This is a genomic window from Streptomyces sp. NPDC014894 (assembly GCF_043080985.1).
Taxonomy (GTDB): domain Bacteria; phylum Actinomycetota; class Actinomycetes; order Streptomycetales; family Streptomycetaceae; genus Streptomyces.
Map to the genome: position 1 here is coordinate 172,198 of NZ_JBIBWD010000014.1, position 26,140 is coordinate 198,337.

Genomic DNA, 26,140 nt, shown 5'->3' on the forward strand with positions numbered 1-26,140 from the left:
CGCGACCTCGGAGCGACCGACTGATGAGTCCACACGAACTCACGCCCGCCGCACTGCGCCGGGTGATCGCCGAACTCGTCGACGAGGAACCGGAGACGATCGACGACGACGCCAACCTCTTCGCGCTGGGCCTGGGATCCATCGCGGTGATGCGCCTGATCGGCGGCTGGCGTCGCGGCGGTCTGACGGTGAACTTCGCCGAACTCGCCGAGAACCCCACCCTCGCCGCCTGGACCGGGCTGCTCGCCGAACGCGCCCCCGCCCCGGCGCGGACGGAGCAGAGCCCGCCGCCCGCCGAGGCGAAGGACCCCGGCGACCCGGACGGCGACTTCCCGCTCGCGCTGATGCAGCACGCCTACTGGATCGGCCGCACCGGCGGGCAGCGGCTCGGCGGCGTCGCCGCCCATCTCTACACCGAGTTCGACACCGGCCCCGGCGACGGCGTCGACCCGAAGCGGCTCACCGCCGCGCTGGAGCGGCTGGTGGACCGCCACGCGATGCTCCGCGCCCGCTTCACCGACGACGGACGCCAGAGGATCGAGCCCCGGTCCGGCTGGCGGGGTCTGACCGTCCACGATCTGCGCGGCCTCGACGGGCCCGGGGCCGGGGCGAGACTCGACGCCGTCCGCCGGACCCTCTCCCACCAGACGCTCCGCATCGACGAGGGCGAGGTCTTCTCCACCGCGCTCAGCCTGCTCCCCGGCGACCGCACCCGATTCCACCTCGATGTCGACATGGTCGCCGCCGACGCCGTCAGCTACCGGCTGCTCCTCGCCGACCTCGCCCGGCTGTACACCGAACCGGACGCCGCACTCCCGGCGATCGACTACAGCTACCGTCAGTACCGGGCCGCCCGGCCGGACAGCCGCGCCGAGGCCGCGCGGGAGGCCGCCCGCTACTGGCGGGACCGGCTGCCCGAGCTGCCCGGCGCCCCCGAACTGCCTCTGGCCCCCGTGCCGGAGCACCCGGCGGCCCCCCGGGTCGCCCGCCGCCACTTCCTCCTCGAACCCGCCGCGCGCGCCCGGCTCACCGACGCCGCGGGCCGGCGCGGACTGACCCCGGCGATGGCCGTCGCGACCGCCTTCGCCGAGGTCGTCGGCGCCTGGTCGGCCCACCCCCGGTTTCTGCTCAATGTGCCGCTGTTCGACCGCGAGCCGCTGCACCCGCACGTGGAGCGCGTCGTCGGCGACTTCACCGGCTCGGTCCTGCTGGAGGTGGACCTCACCCGGCCGCTGTCCTTCGCCGACCGCGCCCGCGCGGTCCAGTCCCGGATGCACGCCGACATGGCCCACGCCGACCACTCCGGCGTCGACGTGCTGCGCGATCTGACCCGCCGCTCGGGCGAACAGGTCCTCGCGCCCGTGGTGTTCACCAGCGCCCTCAACCTCGGCGAGCTGTTCCACCCCGCCGTGCGCGCCGCCTTCGGCGACCCCGAGTGGATCGTCTCCCAGGGCCCCCAGGTGCTGCTCGACGCCCAGATCACCGAACTCGGCGGCGGCCTCCTGGTCAACTGGGACATCCGCGAGGACGCGCTCGCCCCGGACACGGCCGGGGCCATGTTCACCGCCTTCGAGGACTTGGTGCGCAGACTCGCCCAGGACGGTCCGGACTGGGACCTCCCGGTGGACGGTCTGCTCCCCGCCGAGCAGCGGCGGCGGCGCGACGCGGCCAACGACACGGACCGCCCGCGCCGCGACCGCCCGCTGCACCGGGACTTCTTCGCCCTGGCCCGGCGGACGCCGCACGCCCCCGCGCTGCTGTGGGGGGAGCGCGGCACGATGACGTACGGCGAACTCGCCGACCGCGCCCTGCGGGTGGCGGCGGCGCTGCGCGCCCGGGGCGTGCGCCCCGGGGACCCCGTAGGGGTGACCCTGCCCAAGGGGCCCGGCCAGGCCGTCGCCGTCCTCGGCGCGCTGGCCGCGGGCGGGGTCTACGTCCCGGTGGGCGTCGACCAGCCGCCCGCCCGGGCCGCCCGGATCACGGCCGCCGCCGGACTCGCCGTCGTGATCACCGCGGGCCGGCCGGGCCCCGGCCCCGGCCCTGAACCCGGCCTCGAGTCCGACGCGGAGTCCGGCCCCGAACCGGGCCCCGAACCGGGCCCCGAACCGGGCCCCGAACCGGGCCCCGAACCCGGCCCGGAGTCCGCCGCTGTCCCCGGGACCATCGCCGTGCCCGCGTCCGGCCCCGCCGCCGTATCCATACCCGGCCCCGCCGCCCCCGTACGGGAGACCCGCTCCGGACCGGACCCGTCCGCCGTCCGCCGGAGCCTGCCCCTGCCCGTCGCGCTCCAGGTCCCGCCCCTGACCGCACCCGTCACCGGAGCCCCGCCCCGACAGGGCCCCGACGCCGTCGCCGAGGACCCCGAGCGCCCCGCGTATCTGCTCTTCACCTCCGGCTCCACCGGAGAGCCGAAGGGCGTCGACGTGCCGCACCGGGCGGCCGTGAACACCCTCGACGACCTGGCCGAACGCTATGGACTCGGCCCCGGCGACCGTACGCTCGCCCTCTCCGCGCTCGACTTCGACATGTCGGTCTTCGACCTCTTCGCCCCGCTCTCCACCGGCGGCGCCGTCGTCCTGCCCGACCAGGACGGGCGCCGCGACGCCGCGAGCTGGGCCGAACTGATCCGCGGACACCGCGTCACCGTCCTCAACTGCGTGCCCGCGCTCCTGGACATGCTGCTCGCCTCCGGGGCCGACCTCGGCGCCGGCCCGCGGCTGGTCCTGCTCGGCGGCGACCGCGTCGCCCCCGAGCTGCCCGCCCGGCTGGCCGAGGCCGTCCCCGGCTGCCGCTTCGTCGCCCTGGGCGGCACCACCGAGACCGCCATCCACTCCACCGTCTGCGAGGTCGACACCGCGCCGCCGCGCTGGCACGCCGTCCCCTACGGGGTCCCCCTGCGCAATGTCCGCTGCCGGATCGTGGACCACCTCGGCCGCGACCGCCCCGACCGGGTCCCCGGCGAACTGTGGATCGGCGGCGACGGGGTCGCCCTCGGCTACCGCGGCGACCCCGGCCGTACCGCCGACCGCTTCGTCACGCACGAGGGGCGGCGCTGGTACCGCACCGGGGACCAGGCCCGCTGGACCCCGGAGGACGGCATCGAGTTCCTGGGCCGCCGCGACCACCAGGTCAAGATCCGCGGATTCCGCGTCGAACTGGGCGAGGTGGAGGCCGCGCTGACCGCCGACCCCCGGGTCCGCTCCGCCGCGGCCCTCGCCGCGGGCGACCCCGTCACCCTCACCGCCGCCGTCGTCCCCGCCGGACCGTACGACGACGCCGACGGCGGGCCCGACGCCCTCCGCGAGGCCCTGCGCGACCGGCTGCCCCCGCACATGGTGCCCGACCGGATCACCGTCCTGGACGCCCTGCCGCTCACCGCCAACGGCAAGACCGACCGCGCGGCCCTCGCCGCCCTCACCGCCAGGAAGGCCCCCGGACCCGCCCGCACCCCGCCGGCCACCCCGCTGGAACGGGCCGTCGCCCACATCTGGCGGCAGGCCCTCGCCGTCGACGACCTCGCCGCCGACGAGGAACTCTTCGCCCTCGGCGGCGACTCGGTACGCGCCACGGCGATCATCGCCCGGCTGCGCGAGGCCCTCGACGTCCCCCAGGCCTCCGTCCGCACGCTGTTCGCCGCCCCCACCGTCGCCGGGCTCTCCCGCGCGCTGGCCGCCGCCCATCCCGACCCCGGCCGCCTCGACCGGACCGCCCTGCTCTTCCTCGACATCGAGTCCCTCAGCGACGACGAGGTCGCCGCCCGGCTCGACGCCGCCCGCACACCAGGACCGGGGGACCCCCGATGACCGCCGCGCCCCGGGACACCGGACCCGCCTTCACCCCCTGGCCCGCCGAGGACGCCCGCCGCCACCGCGACCGGGGCCACTGGCGCGGCGCCGCCCTCGGCGACCTGCTGCGCGCCTGGGCCGCCCGCTCCGGCGAACACACCGCCCTCGTCTCCGGGGACCTGCGCCTGACCTACGCCGAACTGGACCGCCGCGCCGACGTCCTCGCCGCCGGGCTGCTCGCCCTCGGCATCGCCCCCGGCGACCGGGTCCTCGTCCAGCTCCCCAACACCGCCGACTTCGCCGTGGTGCTCTTCGCCCTCACCCGCTGCGCCGCGATCCCCGTCCTCACCCTCCCCGCCCACCGGCGCTCCGAGATCGCCCATCTCGCCGAGCTGTCCGGGGCCGTCGCCTGCGTCGTGCCCGACCGGCACGCGGGCTTCGACCACCGAGGACTCGCCGCCGAGGTCGCCGCACGCGTCCCCACCCTGCGCCACATCCTCGTCGCGGGCGACCCCGGCCCCTTCACCGCGCTCCACGACATCGCCGCCGACCCCGGGCCGCTGCCCGCCGTGAACCCGGCGGACCCCGCCGTCCTGCTGGTCTCCGGCGGCACCACGGGCAAACCGAAACTCATCCCCCGTACCCACGACGACTACGCCTACAACGCCCGCGCCAGCGCCGAGGTCTGCGGCCTCGGCCCCCAGGACGTCTATCTCGCGGCCCTCCCCGCAGCCCACAACTTCCCGCTGGCCTGCCCCGGACTCCTCGGCGTGCTGGGCGCGGGCGGCACCGCCGTGATGGCCCCCGCCCCCAGCCCCGACGTCGCCTTCCCGCTCGTGGAGCGCGAACGCGTCACCGTCACCGCCCTGGTGCCGCCGATGGCCCGGCTCTGGACCGAGTACGCCGAATGGGCCCCCGAGGACCTCTCCTCGCTCCGGCTGCTCCAGGTGGGCGGCGCGAAACTCGACGCCGACCTCGCCCGCCGCATCCCGCCCGCCCTCGGCTGCGCCCTGCAACAGGTCTTCGGCATGGCCGAGGGACTGCTCAGCTACACCCGGCCCGAGGACCCGCCCGAGACCGTCGCCACCACCCAGGGCCGCCCGCTCTCCCCGGACGACGAGATCCGCGTCCTGGACCGCGACGGGGTCCCCGTGGAGCCCGGGGCCGTGGGGGAGCTGTGGACCAGGGGCCCGTACACCCTGCGCGGCTACTACCGCGCGGCCCGCCACAACGCCGACGCCTTCTCCCCGGACGGCTACTACCGCACCGGCGATCTCGTCCGGCTGCTGCCGACCGGCCATCTCGTGGTCGAGGGCCGCGTCAAGGACGTCGTCAACCGAGGCGGCGAGAACGTCTCCGCCGCCGAACTGGAGGAACACCTCCTCACCCATCCGGCCGTCGCCCAGGCCGCCGTCGTCGCCCTGCCCGACGAGACCCTCGGCGAACTGGTCTGCGCCGTGGTCACCGCGGCGCCCCCGGCCGGCCCGCCCCGGCTCAAGGACGTCAAGGCCCACCTCGCCGAACGCGGGCTCGCCGACTTCATGCACCCCGACCGGCTCGTGGTGCTCGAGGCCCTCCCGCTCACCGCCGTCGGCAAGATCAGCAAACGCGAACTGGTCCTCCGGCTCACCGAACCGGCCGGCTGACCGGCCCGCAGGCCCCGCGGACAGCCCCCGACCCGTGCCCATGGAAGGCGAACCCCCGTGACAACTGACGGTGCCCGGACGGAACGAGGAGCGATCGAGCGCAGGCGGGAACTACTGCGCCTGGCCAAGGCCCGCGAGAACCTCACCGCGGACCCCGCCCCGGCGACCGCCCCCGCCGGGGCCCGCGGGGACCTGCCGCTCTCACCCGGCCAGCGGCGCATGTGGTCGATCCAGCAACTGCACCCCGACAGCGTCGCCTACAACGTGCTGATCGCCCTGGACCTCGTCGGACCGCTGGAGCCCGACGTCCTCGGCGAGGCCCTCGCCCGGCTCACCCGCCGTCACGACATCCTGCGCACCACCTACCGCACCGGCCCCGACGGCGTCCCCGTCCAGAAGGTCCACCCCGATCTCGCCGTCCCCTTCGACACCGTCGACCTGCGCGGCCTGCCCGCCCCCGAGACGGAGGACCGCACCCGCCGGGCGGCCCGGGACGCCGCCGGGCACGTCTTCGACCTCGGCGCGCGTCCCCCGCTGCTGCTCCGCCTCGTCCGCACCGGCGAACACACCGCCACCCTGGTCCTGGTCGCCCACCACATCGCCTGGGACGACAGCACCTCCGCCGTCTTCTTCGGCGAGCTGATGGAGAACTACACCGGCCTGCTCGCGGGCGCGGGACCCGACCGGGGCCCGGCCCTCCAGTTCGCCGAGGCCGCCGCCCCCGACCGCCCGGCCGAACCCCGCCCCGAGGGCCTCGCCCACTGGCGCGAACGGCTCGCCGCCCCGCCGCCCCCCGTCGACCTGCCCCGGCTCAGCGGCGGCAGCGGCGGCGCCGGCCGCCCCGGCGACGACCAGGCCCACCGGCTCAGCCCCGGCACCGGCCGCCGGCTGCGCGCGTTCGCCCGCGCCGAGGGCGCGTCCCCCTTCATGGTGCTGCTCGCCGCCGTCAACGCCCTCGTCCACCGCTACACCGGCGCCCGGGACTTCCTCGTCGGAGCCCCCGTCGTCAACCGCGACTTCCCCCGCGCCGAGGAGGTCATCGGCTACCTCGGCAACACCGTCGCCCTGCGCGCCGAGGTCGGCCCCGAGGACACCTTCGCCCAGCTGGTCGCCAGAGCCCGTGCCCGCTGCGTCGAGGCGTACGCGCACCAGGACGTGGAACTCGAACACGTCACCCGGGAGATCGACCCGCACCGCCGCCGGGGCGAACAGGGCCTGTTCAATCTGATCCTCTCGCTCCGCAGCACCGTGCTCGACCCCTTCGCCGCCGCCGGACTCACCGCCGTCCGCCGCCCGCTCTACAACGGCAGCGCCCGCTTCGATCTGACCCTGGCCGCCGAACTCCTCGGCGACGAGGTGGGCGTCGAGGCCAACCACTGGGCCGACGACGGGGCCGCCGAGGCCGCCCGCGGACTCCTGCGCCACCTCGACACCCTGCTCAACGCCGCGCTGGAGCGCCCCGACACCCCGATCGGGGCCCTGGAGCTGCTCACCGCCGGGGAACGCGACCGGATCACCGCCGCCGCGCACGGGCCCGCCCCCGAACTGCCCGGCGTGCCGCTGCCCGGACTCCTCGAGGCCCAGGTCCGCCGCACCCCGCACGCCACCGCCCTGCTCTCCCCGGCCGGCTCGCTCGACTACGCCGGACTCAACGCCCGCGCCAACCGCCTCGCCCGGCACCTCGCCGACCGCGGCGTGGGCCCCGAGGACCTGGTCGCCCTGGCCGTCCCGCGCTCCCACGACACCGTCGTCGCCGCGCTCGCCGTCCTCAAGGCCGGCGCCGCCTATGTGCCCGTCGACCCCGACTACCCGCCGGACCGCGTCCGCTTCATGCTCACCGACCCCGCGCCCGCGCTGCTCCTCACCACCGCGGCCGCCGACGCCCGGCTGCCCCGCGACACCGGCCCGGACCGGCTGCTCCTGGACGACCCGGACACCGCCGCCCGGCTCGAAACGCACCGCGCCGACGACCTCACCGACGCCGAACGGACCGCTCCGCTCCACCTCGACCATCCCGCGTACGTCATCTACACCTCCGGATCCACCGGGGTCCCCAAGGGCGTCGTCGTCGCCCACCGCGCGCTCGCCGCCCATCTCGACTGGGCCGGCCGGACGTTCCCGGGCCTGGCGGGCCACACCCTGATGCACTCCTCGGTCTCCTTCGACTTCTCGGTGACCCCGATGTACGGACCGCTGCTCCGGGGCGGGGTCCTCGAACTCTGCGAGGACACCCTCGACGGCCTCACCTCCGCCGCCGGCCGGGCCGACTTCATCAAGATCACCCCCAGTCATCTCCCGCTGCTGCCCTCGGTCCGCCTCTCCGAGGCGGGGGAGCGCACCCTCGTCATCGCGGGCGAGGCGCTGCGCGGCGAGGCCCTGGCCGGCTGGAGCCCCCCGGCGGCCGGGACCATCGAGGTGATCAACGAATACGGTCCGACCGAGACCACGGTCGGCTGTCTCCTCCACAGCCTCGGCACGGCCCGCGACGCCCCGCCGGGCCCGGTCCCCGTCGGCCGGCCGGTGCCCCACACCTCCTGCCATGTCCTGGACACCGCCCTCAGGCCCGTCCCGCACGGCGTCACCGGCGAGCTGTACGTCGGCGGGGTCCAGCTCGCCCGCGGCTATCTCCGCCGGCCCGCGCTCACCGCCGCCCGCTTCGTCGCCGACCCCTTCGGCGAACCGTCCGCCCGGCTCTACCGCACCGGCGACCTGGTGCGCCGCCGCCCGGACGGGGCCCTGGAGTTCGTCGGCCGCGCCGACGACCAGGTCAAGATCCGCGGCTTCCGGGTCGAACTCGGCGAGGTCGAGGCCGCCGTCGCCGCCTTCCCCGGAGTCGCCGGCGCGGCGGTCGCCGCCCACCGCGACGGCCCCGGCGGGACCTACCTCGCCGCCTACGCCGTGCCCGACGCCCCCGGCGCCGTCGACCCGGACGCCCTCCGCGCCCATCTGGCCGCGCGCCTTCCCGAGCACGCCGTCCCCGCCGCCGCCCTGCTGCTCGACGCGCTGCCGCTCTCCCCGTCGGGCAAGACCGACCGCCGGGCCCTGCCCGTGCCCGACTTCACCGGCTCCGCGCCCGCCAGGGAACCGCGCACCGACGCCGAACGCACCCTGTGCGCCCTCTTCGTCGAACTCCTCGGCGTCGAGAACGTCGGCGCCGACGACTCGTTCTTCGAACTCGGCGGCGACAGCATCGTCAGCATCTCCCTGGTCAGCCGCGCCCGCGCGGCCGGAATCGCGATCTCGCCCGGCGACGTCTTCACCCACCGCACCCCCGCCGCACTGGCCGCCGCCGCCCCCGCCGACAACGGCCCGGCCCCCGGGGCCGCCGAGACCGCCGAACCCCGCCACGACGGCTCCGGGACCGTCCCGCCCACCCCCGTGATGCGCGCCTTCGCCGCCCGCCCCGGCGGTCTGCTGCCCCGGCACCACATGTCCGCGCTCCTGGACGTGCCGGGCGACCTCGACCGGGACCGGCTGACCGCCGTCCTCCAGACCCTCCTCGACCACCACGGAGCCCTCCGCTCCCGGCTCCGGCCCGGCCCGCTCCTCACCGTCCCGGAACCCGGCTCCGTACCGGCGGGACCGCTGCTGCGCCGCGTGGACACCACCGGCCTCGACGCCTCCGGGCGCGCCGCCCGCGCCGCACGGGAGCACGCCGACGCCCTCGCCCGGCTCGACCCCGCGGGCGGCGTCATGACGCAGGCGATCTGGTACGACGGCGGCCCGCCCGGCGGACAGCTCTGCCTGCTCGTCCACCATCTCGCCGTCGACGGCGTCTCCTGGCGGATCATCACCGAGGACCTCGCCATGGCCTGGCGCGCGATCGCCGAGGGCGCGACGCCCCGGCTCCCGGAGGTCCGCACCTCGCTGCGCGACTGGACCGAGGGCCTGGCCGCCGCGGCGAACGACCCCGGCCACACCGCCCGGCTCGACGCCTGGCGAGCCGTCCTCGACGGCCCCGACCCGGTCCTGGGAGCCCGCAGGCCCGACCCCGCCCGCGATCTGTGGGCCACCGTCGACACCGTCACCGTCACCGTGCCCCCCGAGACCGCCGGCCCGCTGCTGACCACCGTGCCCGCCGCCTACTTCGCCACCGCCGAGGACGTCCTGCTCACCGCGCTCGCCCTCGCCGTCGCCGCCTGGCGGCGCGACCGCGGCGACGGCGAACGCACCGCCGTCGTCACCCTGGAGGGACACGGCCGCGAGGAGAGCGCGCTGCCCGGCGCCGATCTGACCCGTACCGTCGGCTGGTTCACCAGCCAGTACCCCGTACGCCTCGACACCGGCGGACTCGAGCTGGACGAGGCCCTCACCGGCGGCCCGGCCGCCGGAACCGCCGTCAAACGCGTCAAGGAACATCTGCGCGCCCTGCCCGACCGCGGCATCGGATACGGACTGCTGCGCCACCTCAACGACACCACCGCGCCCGCCCTCGCCGTGTACCCCGAACCCCAGATCGGCTTCAACTACCTCGGCCGCTTCGACACCTCCGCGCCCGGGAACGGCCAGGACTGGACGCTGGGCGCGGGCGGACTCACCGCCGCCTCCGACCCCGGCATGCCCGCCCCCGTCGCCGTCGTCGTCAACGCCCTCACCGAGGACGGCCCCGACGGCCCCCGGCTCACCGCCCACTGGACCTTCCCCACCGGAGTGCTGACCGCCGACGAGACGGCCGCCCTCGCCGGCCGCTGGACCGCCGCCCTCACCGCCCTCGCCGCGCACGCCGAACGCCCCGACGCCGGCGGACGCACCCCCTCCGACCTCTCCCTGGTCTCCCTCGACCAGAGCCGGCTCGACGCCCTCGAATCGAGGTGGCGCACCGCATGAGCGCCCGCTCCCCGATCGAGGACATCCTGCCCCTGACCCCGCTCCAGGAGGGGCTGCTCTTCCACTCCGTCTACGACGAGACCGGCGTCGACGTCTATGTCGCCCAGCTCCTCGTCGACCTCACCGGACCGCTCGACGCCGGCCGGCTGCGCCGCGCCGCCGAGGCCCTGGTCCGCCGCCACCCCACCCTGCGCGCGGGCTTCGTCCGCGACGCCGGCTCGCCGGTGCAGGTGGTCCTCCGCGAGGTCGCCGTCCCCTGGACGCACACCGACCTCGGCCGCCTCGGGGAGGCCGCCCGGACCGCCGAGCTGACCCGGCTCGTGGAGAGCGACCGGCTCCGCCGCTTCGACCTGGAACAGCCTCCGCTCATCCGCTTCCAGGTCATCACCACCGGCCCCGGCCGCCACCGGCTGGTGATGACCAACCACCACATCGCCCTCGACGGCTGGTCCACCCCGCTGCTGATGCGCGATCTGTTCGCGCTGTACGCGGCCGACGGGGACCCCGCCGGCCTCCCCGCCGCCCGGCCCCACCGCGACTTCCTCGCCTGGCTCGCCCAGCAGGACCGCGACGCGGCCCGCACCGCCTGGCGCACCGCCCTGGACGGCGTGACCGAACCCACCCTGATCGCCCCCGGCGACCGCTCCGACACCCCCCTGCTGCCGGAACAGGTCACCACCCGGCTCGCCCCGGACCTCACCGACCGGCTCACCGCCCTCGCCCGGAGCCGCGGCGTCACCCTCAACACCGTCGTCCAGACGGGCTGGGCCATCCTCCTCAACCGGCTCACCGGCCGCCGGGACGTGCTCTTCGGCACCACCGTCTCCGGCCGCTCCCCGCTGCTCCCCGGCGTCGGGACCATCGTCGGACTGCTCATCAACACCCTCCCGGTCCGGGTCCGCCTGGACCCCGCCGAGACCGTCTCCGCCCTGCTCACCCGGGTCCAGGCCGAACAGGCCGCGCTCATCGACCACCAGCACCTCGGACTCGCCGAGATCCAGCGGATCGCCGGCGCGGGCGAACTCTTCGACACCCTCACCGTCTTCGAGTCCTTCCCCTTCGACGCCGACGCCATCACCGCCGCCCAGGAGGGCGCGGGGCTCACCGCGGCCGCCACCGCCCGGCCCATCGCCACCCACTACCCGCTCACCCTCATGGCCGAGCCCGCGCCCACCGGACTGGGCCTCACCCTCAAACACCGGCCCGACCTCTACGACCGGGCCGGGGCCGAGACCCTGCTGGACCGGTTCCGCCGCGTCCTGAAGGCCCTGGCCGACGACCCCGGAGCCCGTACCGCGCGGGTCGACGCGCTCAGCCCCGGCGAACGCCGCGCCCTGCTCGCGCCCGCCGCCCCCGCCCCGGCGCCCCCGCCGAACGCGACCCTGCCCGCGCTCTTCGAGGAACAGGCCGCCCGCACCCCCGACCGCGTCGCCGTCGTCGACGGCGGCCGGAGCCTCACCTACCGCGAACTCAACACCCGCGCCAACCGGCTGGCCCACCGGCTCATCGACCTGGGCGCCGGCCCCGAGGACCTCGTCGCCCTCGCCCTGCCGCGCTCCGGGGAGCTGGTCGTGGCCGTGCTCGCCGTCCTCAAGACCGGAGCCGGCTACCTCCCCGTCGACCCCGACTACCCCGCCGACCGCATCCGGCTGCTGCTCACCGACGCGCGCCCCGCCGCCCTGCTGACCGTCCGAGACCTCCCCGACGCCCTCGCGGACGCCCTCGCCGGGGGCGCCGCCCCGCCCACCCTCCGCCTGGACGACCCCGGCGTCCTCGCCGACCTCGACCGGCGGCCCGGCTCCGACCCCGCCGACCGGGAGCGCCGCGCGCCCCTCCACCCCGACCACCCCGCCTACGCCATCTACACCTCCGGATCCACCGGCGTGCCCAAGGGCGTCCTCGTACCGCACCGCAATGTCGTCCAGCTGTTCAGCGCGACGGCGGCCCTGATCGAACCCCGCGCGGACGACGTCTGGACCCTCTTCCACTCGTACGCCTTCGACTTCTCCGTCTGGGAGCTGTGGGGCCCTCTGCTGCACGGCGGCCGGCTCGTGATCGTCCCCGCCGAGACCAGCCGCTCGCCCGAGGACTTCCTCGCCCTCCTCGACGAACAGCGCGTGACCGTGCTCAGCCAGACGCCCTCCGCCTTCCACCAGCTCGCCGAGGCCGTCCGCGAACGCGGCGCCCCCGCCGCCGCCCTGCGCACCGTCGTCTTCGGCGGCGAGGCCCTGCGGCCGCCCCGCCTCGCCGGCTGGTACGCCGCCCACCCGGACGGCGGCCCCCGGCTCGTCAACATGTACGGCATCACCGAGACCACCGTGCACGCCACCCACCAGCCGCTGCACCCCGCGACGACCTCCACCGCGGCCAGCCCCATCGGACACCCCCTCCCCGGTCTGAGCATCCACCTGCTCACCCCGGAACTCGACCTCGCGCCGCCCGGCGTCATCGGCGAGCTGTACGTCGGCGGCCCCCAGCTCGCCCGCGGCTATCTGGGGCTGCCCGCCCTCACCGCCGCCCGCTTCGTCGCCAGCCCCTTCGCCCCCGGCGAACGCCTCTACCGCAGCGGAGACCTGGCCCGGCGCACCGCGGACGGCGCCCTGGAGTTCGCCGGGCGGGCCGACGACCAGGTCAAGATCCGCGGCTTCCGGATCGAACCCGGCGAGGTCGAGGCCGCCGTCGCCGCCCATCCCGCCGTCTCCCGCTGCGTCGTCGTCGCCCGGACCGACGACACCGGCGGCCCCCGCCTCATCGCCTACGCCGCCACCGCGGGCGCCGCCCCGCCCGCCCCCGCCGAGCTGCGCGCCCACACCGAGGCCCGGCTGCCCCCGCACATGGTCCCCGCCTCCTTCACCGTCCTCGACGCCCTCCCGCTCACCCCCCACGGCAAGGTCGACCACCGCGCGCTGCCCGCCCCCGACACCACCGGCGCCGCCCCGGCCCGACCGCCCTCCGGACCGGCCGAGGCCGCCCTGTGCGACCTCTTCGCCCAGGTCCTGCACGTGGACCGGGTCGGCCCCGACGACTCCTTCTTCGAACTCGGCGGCGACAGCATCCTCGCCATCGGCCTGGTCTCCCGCGCCCGCGCCGCCGAACTGCCCCTCACCCCCCGCGACGTCTTCGCCCACCGCACCCCGACCGCCCTGGCCCGTGCCGCGGGCCGTACCGTGACCGCGCCCGCCGCCCCCGACGACGGCGCGGGCGAGATCGGCCCCACCCCCATCACCGCCTGGCTCGAATCCGTCGGCGGCCCCGTAGACGGCCTCTCCCAGTCCGCCTCCCTCACCGTCCCGCCCGGCACCGCCGAAGCCTCCCTCGTCACCGCCCTCCAGACCCTCACCGACCACCACGACGCCCTGCGGCTGCGCGCCGACCGAGGCGCCCGCCCCTGGACCCTCGCCGTCCGCCCGCCCACGACCGTGGCCGCCGCACCCCGGCTGCGCCGCGTCGACTGCGCGGGACACACCGAACGGCAGCTCCACGAGGAGGCCGCCCGCCACGCCGAGACCGCCCGCGCCCGGCTCGACCCCGACACCGGCGACATCCTCCGCGCCGTATGGCTCGACCCCGGCCCCGACCGCCCCGGACTGCTCCTGCTCGTCCTGCACCACCTCGCCGTCGACGGCGTCTCCTGGCGGATCCTCCTGCCCGACCTCGCCACCGCCCTCGACGCCGCCTCCCGGGGAGCCGCGCCCGGACTCCCCGCCCCCACCACCAGCCTGCGCCGCTGGGCGCGCCTCCTCGGCGAAGAGGCCCGACACCCCCGGCGCACCGCCGAACTCCCGCTCTGGACCGAGATCCTCAGCGACCCCGGCCCCCTGCTCAAGGGCCGCCGGCCCGACCCCGCGCACGACACCCACGGCACCGCCGGACGCCTCGAACTCCAGCTCCCCGCCCACCACACCGAACCTCTCCTCGGCCGCGTCCCCGCCGCCTTCCACGCCGGAGTCCAGGACATCCTGCTCACCGCGCTCGCCCTCGCCCTCGCCCAGTGGCCCGAGGGCGGCCGGCCCGCCGTCATCGACGTCGAGAGCCACGGACGGCACGAACACCTCTTCCCCGGGACCGACCTCTCCCGCACCGTCGGCTGGTTCACCGCCGTCCACCCCGTCCGGCTCACCACCGAGCCGCTCACCGAGGAGCGGCTCCGCCACGACACCGCCGCCCTCGGACGAGCGGTCAAGGACGTCAAGGAACAGCTCCGCGCGATCCCCGACCACGGCATCGGCCACGGCCTGCTGCGCCGTCTCAACCCGGACACCGCCCCCGCGCTCGCCGCCCTCCCCGCCCCCCTGCTGGGCTTCAACTACCTCGGCCGGTTCGCCGCCCCCGACAGCGCGGCGACGGCCGGCGGACCCGTGGGCGGCGGGGCCGACCCCGCGATGCCGCTCGCCCACGCCCTCGAAGTCAACGCCGCCACCTGGGACACCCCGGCCGGACCACGCCTCGCCGCCCGCTGGACCTGGGCCCCGGGACTGCTCGCCCAGGACCGGGTCCACGACCTCGCCACCGCCTGGTTCACCGCCCTCGAAGCCCTCGCCGCCACCGCGGACACTCCCGGCACGGGCGGGCGCACCCCCTCGGACCTGCCGCTGATCCAGCTCACCCAGGGCGACATCGACGCCCTGGAGGCCGAGTTCGACGACGCCGAGTTCGACGACGCCGCGTTCCAGGACGCCGACACCGACAGGAGCCCGTCATGAGCCGGCAGCCCCGCATCGAGGACGTCCTGCCCCTGACACCGCTCCAGGAGGGCATGCTCTTCCACACCCAGCTCGACGACGGACAGGGCCCCGACGTCTACACCGTCCGGCTCGCCGTCGACCTCGGCGGACCCGTCGACCCCGCCGCCCTCCGCCGCGCCGGACAGGCCCTGCTGGAGCGCCACCCCAACCTCCGCTCCGCCTTCCGCACCAACGCCCAGGGCCGCCCGATGGCCGTCGTCCTCCGCCGCGTACCGCTCCCCTGGAGCGAACACGACCTCAGCGCCCTCTCCGAGCACGAGCGCCGCGCCGCCCTCGACCGCCTCGCCGGCCAGGAGCGCGACCGCCGCTTCGACGTCCGCACCCCGCCCCTGCTCCGCATGGCCCTGATCCGGCTGCGCCCCGACCGCTTCCGCCTCACCCTCACCTTCCACCACGTCCTCCTCGACGGCTGGTCGTCCCCGCTCGTCCTGCGCGAACTGCTCGCCCTCTACGCGGGCGGCCAGGACCCCGACGCCCTCCCCGCCGTCACCCCCTACCGCGACTACCTGGCCTGGCTCGCCGCCCGGGACCGCGCCGCCACCGCCGCCGTCTGGGACCGGGCGCTCGACGGACTCGACGGTCCCACCCTGCTGGCCCCGCCCGCGCCCGCCCGCGCCCCCGCCCTCCCGCACCGCGTCGACCTCACCACCCCGCCGCGCCTCGCCGCCGCCCTGCACACCCTCGCCCGCGGCCGCGGCATCACCGTCAACACCCTGGTCCAGGCCGCCTGGGGACTGCTCCTCGCCCGCGCCACCGGCCGCACCGACATCGTCTTCGGCACCGCCGTCTCCGGCCGCCCGCCCGAGATCCCCGGCGTCGAGACCATGATCGGACTCTTCGTCAACACCGTCCCCGTACGCGTCCGGCTCCACCCCGCCGAACCCCTCGGCGCCCTCCTCGAACGCCTCCAGGACGAACAGTCCGAACTCCTCGGCCACCAGTACCCCGGCCTCGCCGACATCCGGCGCTCCGCACCCCGCGCCGGCGGCGGCGACCTCTTCGACACCCTCGCCGTCGTCGAGAACTACCCGCCACCCACCACCGGCGAGCCGGCCGCCGGCGTACACGTCACCGGCCTCCACGGCGAGGACGCCACCCACTACCCGCTCACCCTCACCGCCGTACCCGACCGCGACGTCCCCGGCGGGCTCGCCCTCACCCTCGACCACCGGGCCGACGCCTTCGACCGCGCCCACGTCACCCGGCTCGGCCACCAGCTCCTGCGCGTCCTCGAACAGATCGCCGCCGACCCCGCCCTGCCCACCGGACGCTGCGAACCCCTCGCCCCCGCCGAACTCGGCGACGCCCTGGAGAGCTGGCGCGGCGACAGCGCGCCCGCGCCCCGGCAGACCCTCCCGCCGATGTTCCAGGCCCAGGCCGCCGCCACCCCCCACGCCCAGGCCCTCGTCCACGAGAACGGCGTCCTCACCTACGCCGAACTCAACACCCGCGCCAACCGCCTCGCCCGCCTCCTGACCGCCCGCGGCATCGGCCCCGAGAGCGTCGTCGCCCTCGCCCTGCCCCGCTCACCCGAACTCGTCACCGCGATCCTCGCCGTCCACAAGGCCGGAGCCGCCTACCTCCCCATCGACCCCGACTACCCCGCCGAACGCGTCGCCCTCATGCTCGACGACGCCCGCCCCGCCCTGCTCCTCACCCCGCCCGGCGCGCCCCCGCACCCGGCGCACCACCGCACCCCCCGGCTCGCCGTCGGCCCCGACACCGGCCACGACCAGCCCGGCCACGACCTCCTCCCCGCCGAACACCGCACCCCCCTCCACCCCCAGCACCCCGCCTACGTCATCTACACCTCCGGCTCCACCGGCCGCCCCAAAGGCGTCACCGTCTCCCACCACGCCATCGCCAACCGCCTCCGCTGGACCCAGCACGCCCACCCGCTCGGCCCCGACGACCGCGTCCTCCAGAAAACCCCCTCCAGCTTCGACGTCTCCGTCTGGGAATTCCTCTGGCCCCTCGTCACCGGCGCCACCCTGGTCCTCGCCCGCCCCCAGGGCCACAAGGACCCCGCCCATCTCGCCGCGCTCATCCGCGACCAGCGCATCACCACCGTCCACTTCGTCCCCTCCATGCTCGACGCCTTCCTCCAGGAAGCCGCCGCACCCGACTGCCGCACCCTGCGCCGCCTCCTGTGCAGCGGCGAAGCACTCCGCCGCGAGACCTCCGACCACTGCCACCGCGTCCTCGGCCTCAGCCCCCACAACCTCTACGGCCCCACCGAGGCCGCCGTCGACGTCACCTCCTGGACCCACCGCCCCGACGCCCCGCCCGCCGCGACCGTGCCCATCGGCCGCCCCGTCCACAACACCCGCGTCTACGTGCTCGACCCCGCGCTGCGCCCCGTACCGCCCGGCGTCACCGGCGAACTCCACCTCGCCGGACCCCAGCTGGCCCGCGGCTACCTCGGCCGCCCCGCCGCCACCGCCGAACGCTTCGTCGCCGATCCCTTCGGCGAGCCCGGGACCCGTATGTACCGCACCGGCGACCTCGTGCGCTCCGACGCCGCCGGAGTCCTGGAGTTCATCGGCCGCGCCGACGACCAGGTCAAGATCCGCGGCTTCCGCGTCGAACCGGCCGAGGCCGAGGCCGCCCTCCACGACGCCCCCGGCGCCGCCCGCGTCTGCGTCGTCGCCCGCGAGGACCGCCCCGGCGACGTCCGCCTCGCCGCCTACGCCGTACCCGGGCCCGGCGCCGCCCCCGGCGCCCTGGACCTCGAAGCGCTCCGCGCCCACGCCGCCCGCACCCTGCCCGAACACCTCGTCCCCGCCGACTGGACGGAACTCCCCGCCCTGCCCCTCACCCCCAGCGGCAAACTCGACCGCCGCGCCCTGCCCGCCCCCGGCCGCCGCCCCGACCCCGCCGGACGAGCCCCCCGCACCCCCCGCGAGGAACAGCTCTGCGCCCTCTTCGCCGACGTCCTCGGCCTCCCCGCCACCGGCCCCGACGACCACTTCTTCCGCCTCGGCGGCCACTCCCTCCTCGCCACCCGGCTGATCAGCCGCATCCGCGCCGAACTCGCCGCCGAACTCCCGCTGCGCGCCGTCTTCGACGCCCCCACCCCCGCCCTGCTCGCCCCCCTCCTGGACGCCGGCCCCACCGCCCGCGCCGCGCCCCGCCCCGCCGTACGGCCCCCCGCCGTACCCCTTTCCTTCGCCCAGCGCCGCATGTGGTTCCTCGACCGGCTCGACCCCGACGCCGTCACCTACAACATCCCCTGGGCCTGGCGGCTGACCGGACCCGTCGACACCGCCGCGCTGCGCGCCGCCCTCGGCGATCTGACCGAACGCCACGAGGCCCTGCGCACCGTCCTCCCCGACGACCACGGCGTACCGCGCCAGCACGTCCTGCCCCCGGACGCCGCCCGCCCCCAACTGCGCACCGAGAACACCGCCCCCCAGGACCTGGCCGCCCGCCTCGCCGCCGTCGCCGCCCACCGCTTCGCCCTGGACCGGGACATCCCCCTGCGCGCCCATCTGCTCACCCTCGGCCCCGACGACCACGTCCTGGTCCTGCTCGTCCACCACATCGCCGCCGACGGCGCCTCCCGCGATCCCCTGCTGCGCGACCTCGACACCGCCTACACCGCCCGCCGCGCCGGAACCGCGCCCGCCTGGGACCCGCTGCCGGTGCAGTACGCCGACCACACCCTCTGGCAGCGCGCACTCCTCGGCGACGAGAACGACCCCGAGAGCCCCGGCCGCCGCCAGGAGGCCTTCTGGACGAAGACCCTCGCCGGCCTCCCCGACGAGCTGCGCCTCCCCGCCGACCGGCCCCGCCCCGCCACCGCCGGACACCGCGCGGGCTCCGTCGCCCTCACCGTACGGCCGCCCCTGCACCGAGCCCTGCGCGCGCTCGCCGAACGCTGCGACGCCAGCGTGTTCATGGTCTTCCAGGCCGCCCTGGCCACCCTGCTCACCCGCCTCGGCGGCGGCTTCGACATCCCCCTCGGCACCCCCGTCGCCGGCCGCCCCGACGAGGCCCTCACCGATCTGATCGGCTCCTTCACCAACACCCTCGTCCTGCGCACCGACACCTCGGGCGACCCCGCCTTCCTCGACCTCCTGCGACGGGTCAGGGACGCCGACCTCGCCGCCTACGCCCACCAGGAACTGCCCTTCGAACGCCTGGTGGACCTCCTCAACCCGGCCCGCTCCCTCTCCCGCCACCCCCTCTTCCAGGTGATGCTCGCCCACCAGGTCGCCCCGCCCGCCCGGCCCACCCTGCTGGGCGTCCCCGCCGCCCAGCACGACACCGGACTGCGCACCGCCAAGTTCGACCTCGCCCTCGATCTGACCGAACACCCCGGAACGGACGGCGTCACCGGCCGGCTCGACCACCGGCTCGACCTCTTCGACCACTCCACCGCCCACACCCTGGCCGAACGGCTGATCCGCGTCCTCGAAACCGTCGCCGCCGACCCGGAGCGACCGCTCAGCCGGATCGACGTGCTCTCCGACGACGAACGCGGACGAATCCTCGGCCCCTGGAGCGGATCCCCGGCCACCCGGGCCCCCGTCACCCTCGTCGACGCCTTCGAGGAACAGGTCCGGCTGCGGCCCGACGCGGTGGCCGTCGTCCTGGAGCGCGAGACCGTCTCCTACGCCGAACTCGACGCCCGCGCCAACCGGCTGGCCCGGCTGCTGCTCGCCCACGGAGCCGGACCGGAGCGCCTCGTCGCCCTCGCCCTGCCCCGCTCGACCGACGCCGTCGTCGCCCAGCTCGCCGTCGTCAAGGCGGGCAGCGCCTATCTGCCGCTCGACATCGACCACCCCGCCGAACGCCTCGCGCTGATGCTGGACGACTCCGCCCCGGCCGTCCTCCTCACGGCCGCCTCCGCCCCGCCCGTCCCCGCCGGCGCCCGCCCGGCGGCCGCCGTCATCACCCTCGACGACCCAGCCACCGCCGCCCGGCTCGCCGCCCTCCCCGGCGCCCCGGTCACCGACGCCGAGCGCGGCGGGGCCCTGACCACCGCCCACGCCGCCTACCTCGTCTACACCTCCGGCTCCACCGGCCGCCCCAAAGGCGTGCTGCTCACCCACGCCGGGGTCGCCGGACTCATCTCCACCCAGCGGGAGCGATTCGGCGTCGGCCCGAAGACCCGCGTCCTCCAGTTCGCCTCACCCGCCTTCGACGTGGCGTTCTGGGACCAGTGCCTCGCCCTCTGCTCGGGCGGCCGACTGATCATCGTGCCCGCCGAACGCCGGGTGGCCGGACCCGAACTGACCGAGTACGCCGTCGAGCACGGAGCGACCTTCATGATCCTGCCCCCCGCCCTGCTGGAGGCGCTGCCGCCCGAGTGCGTGCTCCCCGAGGACTCCGTCCTGCTGGCCGGCACCGAACGCGTGTCACCGCAGCTGGTCACCCGATGGGGCGCCGGCCGCCGGCTCTTCAACGCGTACGGCCCGACCGAGGCCACCGTCAACTCCACGCTCGGCGCGTGCGACCCGCGCGAATACGCCGACACCGGGCCCGGCTCCGTGCCCATCGGCGTACCCGACCCGGGCACCCGCGCCCATGTGCTCGACGCGGCGCTGCGCCCGGTGCCGCCCTCGGTCCCCGGCGAGCTGTATCTCGGCGGCGACGGGCTGGCCCGGGGCTATCTGGGACGTCCCGCGCTGACCGCCGAACGGTTCGTCGCGGATCCCTTCGGCCCCGCCGGGTCCCGGCTCTACCGCACCGGCGACGTGGTCCGATGGCGGCCGGACGGCCGGATCGACTTCATCGGCCGCAGCGACGACCAGGTGAAGATCCGCGGCTTCCGGATCGAGCTGGGCGAGGTGGAGGCGGCCGTGACCGCGCACCCGGACGTCGTCTCGGCCGCCGCCGCGGTCCACGACGACCTCCCGGGCGGCGGCCGGCTGGTGGCGTACGCGGTGCCCGTACGGGGCCGTACGCCCGACCCGGAGGAGGTACGGGCCTCCCTGGCGGCCGTGCTGCCGGGGCCCATGGTGCCGTCCGCCGTGGTGCTGCTCGACGCGCTGCCGGTCACCGGGAGCGGGAAGCTGGACCGCGCCGCCCTGCCGCGCCCCGGGCGGCGCGGCCCCTCCGGCGCGGACCGGCCGTCCGATCCCCTCCAGAAGAACCTGGCGGAGATCTTCGCCGATCTGCTGGGCCAGGAGGCGGTGGGCGCCGACGAGGACTTCTTCGCCCTCGGCGGTCACTCCCTGCTGGTGCCGCGCGTCCTCGCACGGGTCCGGTCCGAGCTGGGGGCCGAGGTGACGACCCGGGCCTTCTTCGACGGCCCCACCGTCGCCGCCCTCGCCTCACGGATCACGGCCTCGGCCACGGCCTCGGCCACGGCCTCGGCCTCGGTCACCGGGGACACGGACCTCGCCGAGGTCTCCACGGAGCTTTCTACGGAGGTCTCCGCCGGGGAAGCGGTCCCGGGCGGGGCCGCGGACGGCGGCGGTCCGCGCACCGCGCCCGCCGACCCGCACGCCCTGATGCTGCTCGACGCCCGCCCCGACCCCGCGCTGCGGCTCCCCCCGGACGACGCCCCGCCGGCCGACCGCCCGGCCGAGATCCTGCTCACCGGGGCCACCGGATTCGTCGGCGCGTTCCTGCTCCAGACCCTGCTGGAGCGCACCGACGCCCGGGTGCACTGTCTGATCCGCGCCGAGGACCAGGAGCGGGCCGCGCTCAGGCTGCGGGAGACGCTGCACCGCTTCGGCGTGCAGGCCCCGCCGCCGGACCGGGTCGTGCCCGTCGCGGGCGATCTCGCCCGGCCCGGTCTCGGGCTGAGCGCCGCCGCCCACCGCGCGCTCGCCGAACGGATCGACACCGTCTTCCACAACGCCGCCTCGATCAGCCTGCTCCGGGGATACCCGGGGCTGCGGGAGGGCAATGTCCTCGGCACCGCCGAGATGGTGCGCTTCTCGGTGACCGGCCGGCTCAAGCGGCTGCACCACACCTCCACGCTCTCGGTGATCCCCCGGCTGGAGACGGGGCTGCCGCGATGGCCGGAGGAGGAGGAACTGCCCGACCTCGACGGGCCGGGCAACGGCTATGTGCTCAGCAAGCGCGCCGCCGAGGCGCTGGTGGCGGGCGCGCGACGGCTCGGCGTCCCGACGACCGTGCACCGGCTCGCCCGGGTGACCGGACACAGCCGTACCGGAGTGTGGACGGCGGACGACTTCCTCGGCCGGCTGCTGGTCGGCTCGCTCCGGGTGGGCCTGCTGCCCAGCCACGGCCCGGCCGAGCTGTGGACCCCGGTGGACCAGGTGGCCCGGGCGATGGTCCATCTGGCGCTGCGGCCGCGGTCGTCGGGGCAGGTCTTCCACCACGCCGACACCCCGCCGATCTCCATGGCCGAACTCGGCGAGTGGATGACCGCCTGCGGACGCCCGGTCGGCCTGGCGGAACCGGCGCGCTGGGCCGAGGCACTGGCCCAGGATCCCGGCAATCCGGTGGAGCCGTTCCTTCCGCAGCTGCGCGGACAGGCCCCCCGGCCGGCCGCCGTCTGGGCGCCCGAGCCGTTCCGCACCGACCGGCTGCGCGCGGGGCTGGCGGGGTCGGGGCTGTCCCGGCCCGAGCCCGGTCCGGAGCTGCTCGCGGGCTATCTGCGGTTCTTCGAGTCACGGGGGCTGCTGCCGCCGGTGTGAGCCCGGGACCAGGGGGTCTGATTCAGGGGGCCTGAGTCAGGGTGCCGGGTGCCGGTGTCCGCGCCGGGCCGGACCCGGGAGCCGGGGCCGGGCGGTCCGGGCGTCGGTGTCCGGGCCGGCGCGAGTGCAGGACCCCGCGCCGGGCCCGGGCCCTGGAAGGTCCAAGGCCCGGTGTCCGGGCCGCCGGCCGGCCCGGGCCCTCCCCTCCCGGCCCGGCCGCCCGTACCGCCGGGCCGGGGGAGGGGCGGCGGTCACTTCTTGAGGGCCGCCGCGAGCGGCGGGGTCAGCCCCTTCACCGCGTAGGGGATGCTCAGCACGGATGCGCTGGACAGGGCCAGACCGACGGACTGGTCGGCGGGGAAGACCAGCCGGTTCTCGCGCGCGGCCTTCATGGCGGCGATCTGCGGATACTGGGCGAGCGTCGCCTTCAGCGGCATCTGCTGCTGACTCAGCAGAATGACCACGTCCGCGTCGGCGTCGCCGGCCTTCTCCGCGGACAGCTCCACGAAGTACTTCTCGTTCCCGAGGCTCTCCACGTACGCCGACGGCTTGAGCCCCAGCGCGGTCACGAGCTGCATCCGGGTGTCCCCGGCGGTGTAGACGCCGATCTTGCCGCCGAAGGCCAGCAGGATGGAGACGGTCTTCCCGGCGAAGGCCGGGTTCTCCTTCGCGGTGGACGTGAGCAGCGCCTCGGTGTCCGCGATCAGCCGATCGCCCCGGGCGGCGCGTCCCAGCGCGGCGGAGACGGTCTTGGCGGACTCGCGCCACGGCACCGCGTTCGGGGTGGCCCCGGCGGGCAGTCCCACGGTCCTGGCGATGTCGGTGAGCGTCTTGTGCTCGGACGCGTCGCCCCCGGACTGGACGTTGAGGATGAGGTCGGGGGTGAGCGAGGCCACCCGCTCGAAGTCGAACGGCGGCTTCAGGAAGGCCGGCGTCTGCCCGCCCAGCGCCTTCTCCGCCCATACGCCCACCCCGCGCTTCATCGTCGGGATGAACTGCCACACGCCGACCGGCACGATGCCCAGGGCCAGCAGGACGTCGTGGTCGGTGCGGCCGAGCGAGAGCACGCGCTTCGGCTCCCCGGGAATCTCCACCGAGCCGAATTTGTCCTTCACCGTGGCCGGGAACGAGCCCGAGTCCGCGCCCGCGGATCCGGACGGCTTCGAGGACTTCGCGGTGGAGTCGTCCCCGCACGCGGTGAGCAGCGCGGACGAGCCGAGCACCGCGCCCAGGGACAGCAACCCCCGGCGACTGAGGGCGCGTTGGCGGTCAAACGGACTGGTCATGGCGTGGCCCTGTCTGTGAGTGACGAAGCAGAGACCGAACCCTAATCAGGTAAGCCTCACCTTGGCAAAGCGGGCCGGGATATTCCTTTTCACTTCTGACATCCCATCAAGAATGCGCTGACTATAGGTACTTGAGGTGGTATGGCGGCGAGTTCCGGCCTACACCGACAAGGCGACTTAGGTTAGGCTTACTTCGCCCGTGAGGCACCGGGCGGTGACGGGGAGTCCCGGGCCGCCCCGCCCCGGCGCGGGGTCTTCCAGCCCCCGGGCCCCGGTGTCGACGCCCCCCGAACTTCCGCTGTCCGCGCACGACGAGTCGAAGAAGGCGCGCCGAGCCATCGGCGGCCCGGACCGAGGCGACAGGAGATCACGCAGATGGCCGGCTCGACACTCCCCCTGACCGTCGACGGCGACGGAGGCCCCGCCTCCGACGCGGTCCGCGCCGACCGGGACGCCCTCCGCGAGCGGCTGTACCGGCACGGCGCCCTGCTGCTGCGCGGATTCGACGTCGGCGGGGTCGACGGATTCGAGGCCGTGGTGCGGGAGCTGTCCGGCGCCCCGCTGACGTACACCGAGCAGTCATCGCCCCGCAGCGTCATCAAGGGCAAGGTCTACACCTCGACCGAGTATCCGGCGAAGGCCGAGATCCCGCTCCACAACGAGATGTCCTACCAGGCCAGCTGGCCCCTCGTGCTCTACTTCCACTGCGTCGAGCCGCCGCTGACCCAGGGAGCCACCCCGCTCGCCTCCACCCGGATCGTCCACGATCTGATCGATCCGGCGGTGCGCGAGGAGTTCGTCCGGCGCAAGTGGATGGCGGTGCGCAACTACCGGGACGACATCGGACTGCGCTGGTGGCAGGCGTTCGGCACCGAGAGCCGGGAGGAGGTCGAGCGGCTCTGCGAGGCCGGCGGCATCGAGGTGAAGTGGATCGGGAAGTCCGGCCTGCGGACCAGGGCGGTGCGCGAACCGGTCCACCGCCACCCCGTCACCGGTGACGCCGTCTGGTTCAACCACGTCGTCATCTTCCACGTCAGCAGCCTCCCCGCGCCCACCCGCACCGGACTGCTGGAGATCTGCGGAGAGGAGGGGCTGCCGAACAACACGTACTACGGGGACGGGGAGCCGATCCCCGACGATGTCACCGGCCATCTCCGCGACTGCTACCGCCGGGCCTCGGTCCGCTTCGACTACCGGCGCGACGACCTGCTCATCGTCGACAATATGCTCGCCTCCCACGGCCGCGAGCCCTTCACCGGCCCGCGCAGGATCGCCGTCGCCATGGGCGAGGCCTCCGACGCCTGAACCGGCGGACGCCTGAACCGGTCGACTCCTCAACCGCTCGGCCCGGGCCTCCGCAGACCCGCCCGCCCTCCGCCGTCGGTCCGCGCCGCAGCTGTACGGGTCACCCCTCCGCGCGACCGGAGCCCGGGCGCGGATCGTCGTCGCGGAGCTGCGCCAGACACCCCCGGACCAGTCCGCGCATGGTCCACCGGAAGACGGCGTCGTCGCCCAGTTCCCGCGCGTGGACATGTTTGATGGGAAAGACCGAGAACTCCTCCGCCATGGCGGCGAGCACGCCCTCCCGGTGCGCCCGCGAGTCCTCCGAACCGAAGACCGAGGTCACCCCGATCGCCTGCTGCGCGACCGTGGACGCCATCCAGGACGCCTGCCAGGGCTCCAGACCCAGACGCACCAGGCCGAGATGGGTCTCCTCGAAACGGGCCATGCTCACCCGCGACCCCAGCTGGAGCCGGGAGAGATATCCGGCGATCCCGGGATGCCCGGAGACCAGCGCGCGTAAGGACACCGCCAGCGACAACAGAAAGGCCTCGGCCGACTCCTCGGTGTCCGCCGGCGGACTCCAGCGTTCCAGAATCCCCTCCGCGACCAGCAGCCGCAGCGCGTCCTGCGACGGCACATGCTTGTACAGCGCGACCCGGCTCACCCCGAGGATCTCGGCCACACCCTGAACCGTGACCTCGTCCAGGGTCAGAGCGATCCCGGCCTCGATGATCGCCTCGCGCGTCACCACGCGCGGGCGCCCCCGCCCCGGTCGCCGGCCGGCCTCTGTGGTCGTCATCCGCCAAGCCTAGAGGAGGAACACGGCCGGTCCTCCACCCTCCGGGCGCGCGCGACACTCCGGCCAGCGATACGGAATCCTCCCCTCCCGGCCGGTCCGGCGGCGCACCGATTCCCCGAGTCCCGCGACCCGGCCGGACGTTGGCGATC

Annotated in this window: 8 protein-coding genes; 6 read left to right on the forward strand and 2 right to left on the reverse strand. The window is 75.8% G+C overall.

Going from position 1 to position 26,140, the window contains the following annotated elements; genetic code table 11:
* The first annotated feature begins 23 nt into the window (after positions 1 to 23).
* Genes ACF089_RS29000 through ACF089_RS29020 form a run of 5 tightly spaced genes read left to right on the forward strand, consistent with a single transcriptional unit; the run spans position 24 to position 22,622 of the window.
* Complete coding sequence (locus ACF089_RS29000; RefSeq protein ID WP_392032718.1) at positions 24 to 3,803, forward strand: AMP-binding protein; 3,780 nt, start codon at positions 24 to 26, stop codon at positions 3,801 to 3,803.
* The gene (locus ACF089_RS29005; protein WP_392032721.1) at positions 3,800 to 5,431 is read left to right on the forward strand and encodes a (2,3-dihydroxybenzoyl)adenylate synthase; all 1,632 of its coding nucleotides are present in this window, start codon (positions 3,800 to 3,802) and stop codon (positions 5,429 to 5,431) included. The genes ACF089_RS29000 and ACF089_RS29005 overlap by 4 nt, the downstream gene beginning before the upstream one ends.
* Positions 5,432 to 5,488: 57 nt before the next feature.
* Positions 5,489 to 10,258 (forward strand): amino acid adenylation domain-containing protein, encoded by a 4,770-nt coding sequence (locus ACF089_RS29010; RefSeq protein ID WP_392032724.1) that lies wholly within the window; start codon positions 5,489 to 5,491, stop codon positions 10,256 to 10,258.
* Positions 10,255 to 14,961, forward strand: a complete 4,707-nt coding sequence (locus tag ACF089_RS29015) for an amino acid adenylation domain-containing protein (protein ID WP_392032727.1) — start codon at positions 10,255 to 10,257, stop codon at positions 14,959 to 14,961. Before ACF089_RS29010 ends, ACF089_RS29015 begins: the two co-directional genes overlap by 4 nt.
* Positions 14,958 to 22,622: an amino acid adenylation domain-containing protein gene (locus ACF089_RS29020; RefSeq protein ID WP_392032730.1), complete on the forward strand. Its 7,665-nt coding sequence runs from the start codon at positions 14,958 to 14,960 to the stop codon at positions 22,620 to 22,622. The genes ACF089_RS29015 and ACF089_RS29020 overlap by 4 nt, the downstream gene beginning before the upstream one ends.
* 251 nt (positions 22,623 to 22,873) lie before the next feature.
* Here ACF089_RS29020 and ACF089_RS29025 read toward each other — a convergent pair whose 3' ends face one another.
* Positions 22,874 to 23,908: an ABC transporter substrate-binding protein gene (locus ACF089_RS29025; protein WP_392032733.1), complete on the reverse strand. Its 1,035-nt coding sequence runs from the start codon at positions 23,906 to 23,908 to the stop codon at positions 22,874 to 22,876.
* 375 nt (positions 23,909 to 24,283) lie between these two features.
* On the opposite strand from ACF089_RS29025, the gene ACF089_RS29030 reads away from it, so the two are divergent.
* Positions 24,284 to 25,213 (forward strand): TauD/TfdA family dioxygenase, encoded by a 930-nt coding sequence (locus ACF089_RS29030; RefSeq protein WP_392032736.1) that lies wholly within the window; start codon positions 24,284 to 24,286, stop codon positions 25,211 to 25,213.
* Between the two features lie 100 nt (positions 25,214 to 25,313).
* On the opposite strand, the gene ACF089_RS29035 is transcribed toward ACF089_RS29030, so the two are convergent.
* Positions 25,314 to 25,991, reverse strand: a complete 678-nt coding sequence (locus tag ACF089_RS29035) for a TetR/AcrR family transcriptional regulator (protein ID WP_392032739.1) — start codon at positions 25,989 to 25,991, stop codon at positions 25,314 to 25,316.
* Between the last annotated feature and the right edge of the window lie 149 nt (positions 25,992 to 26,140).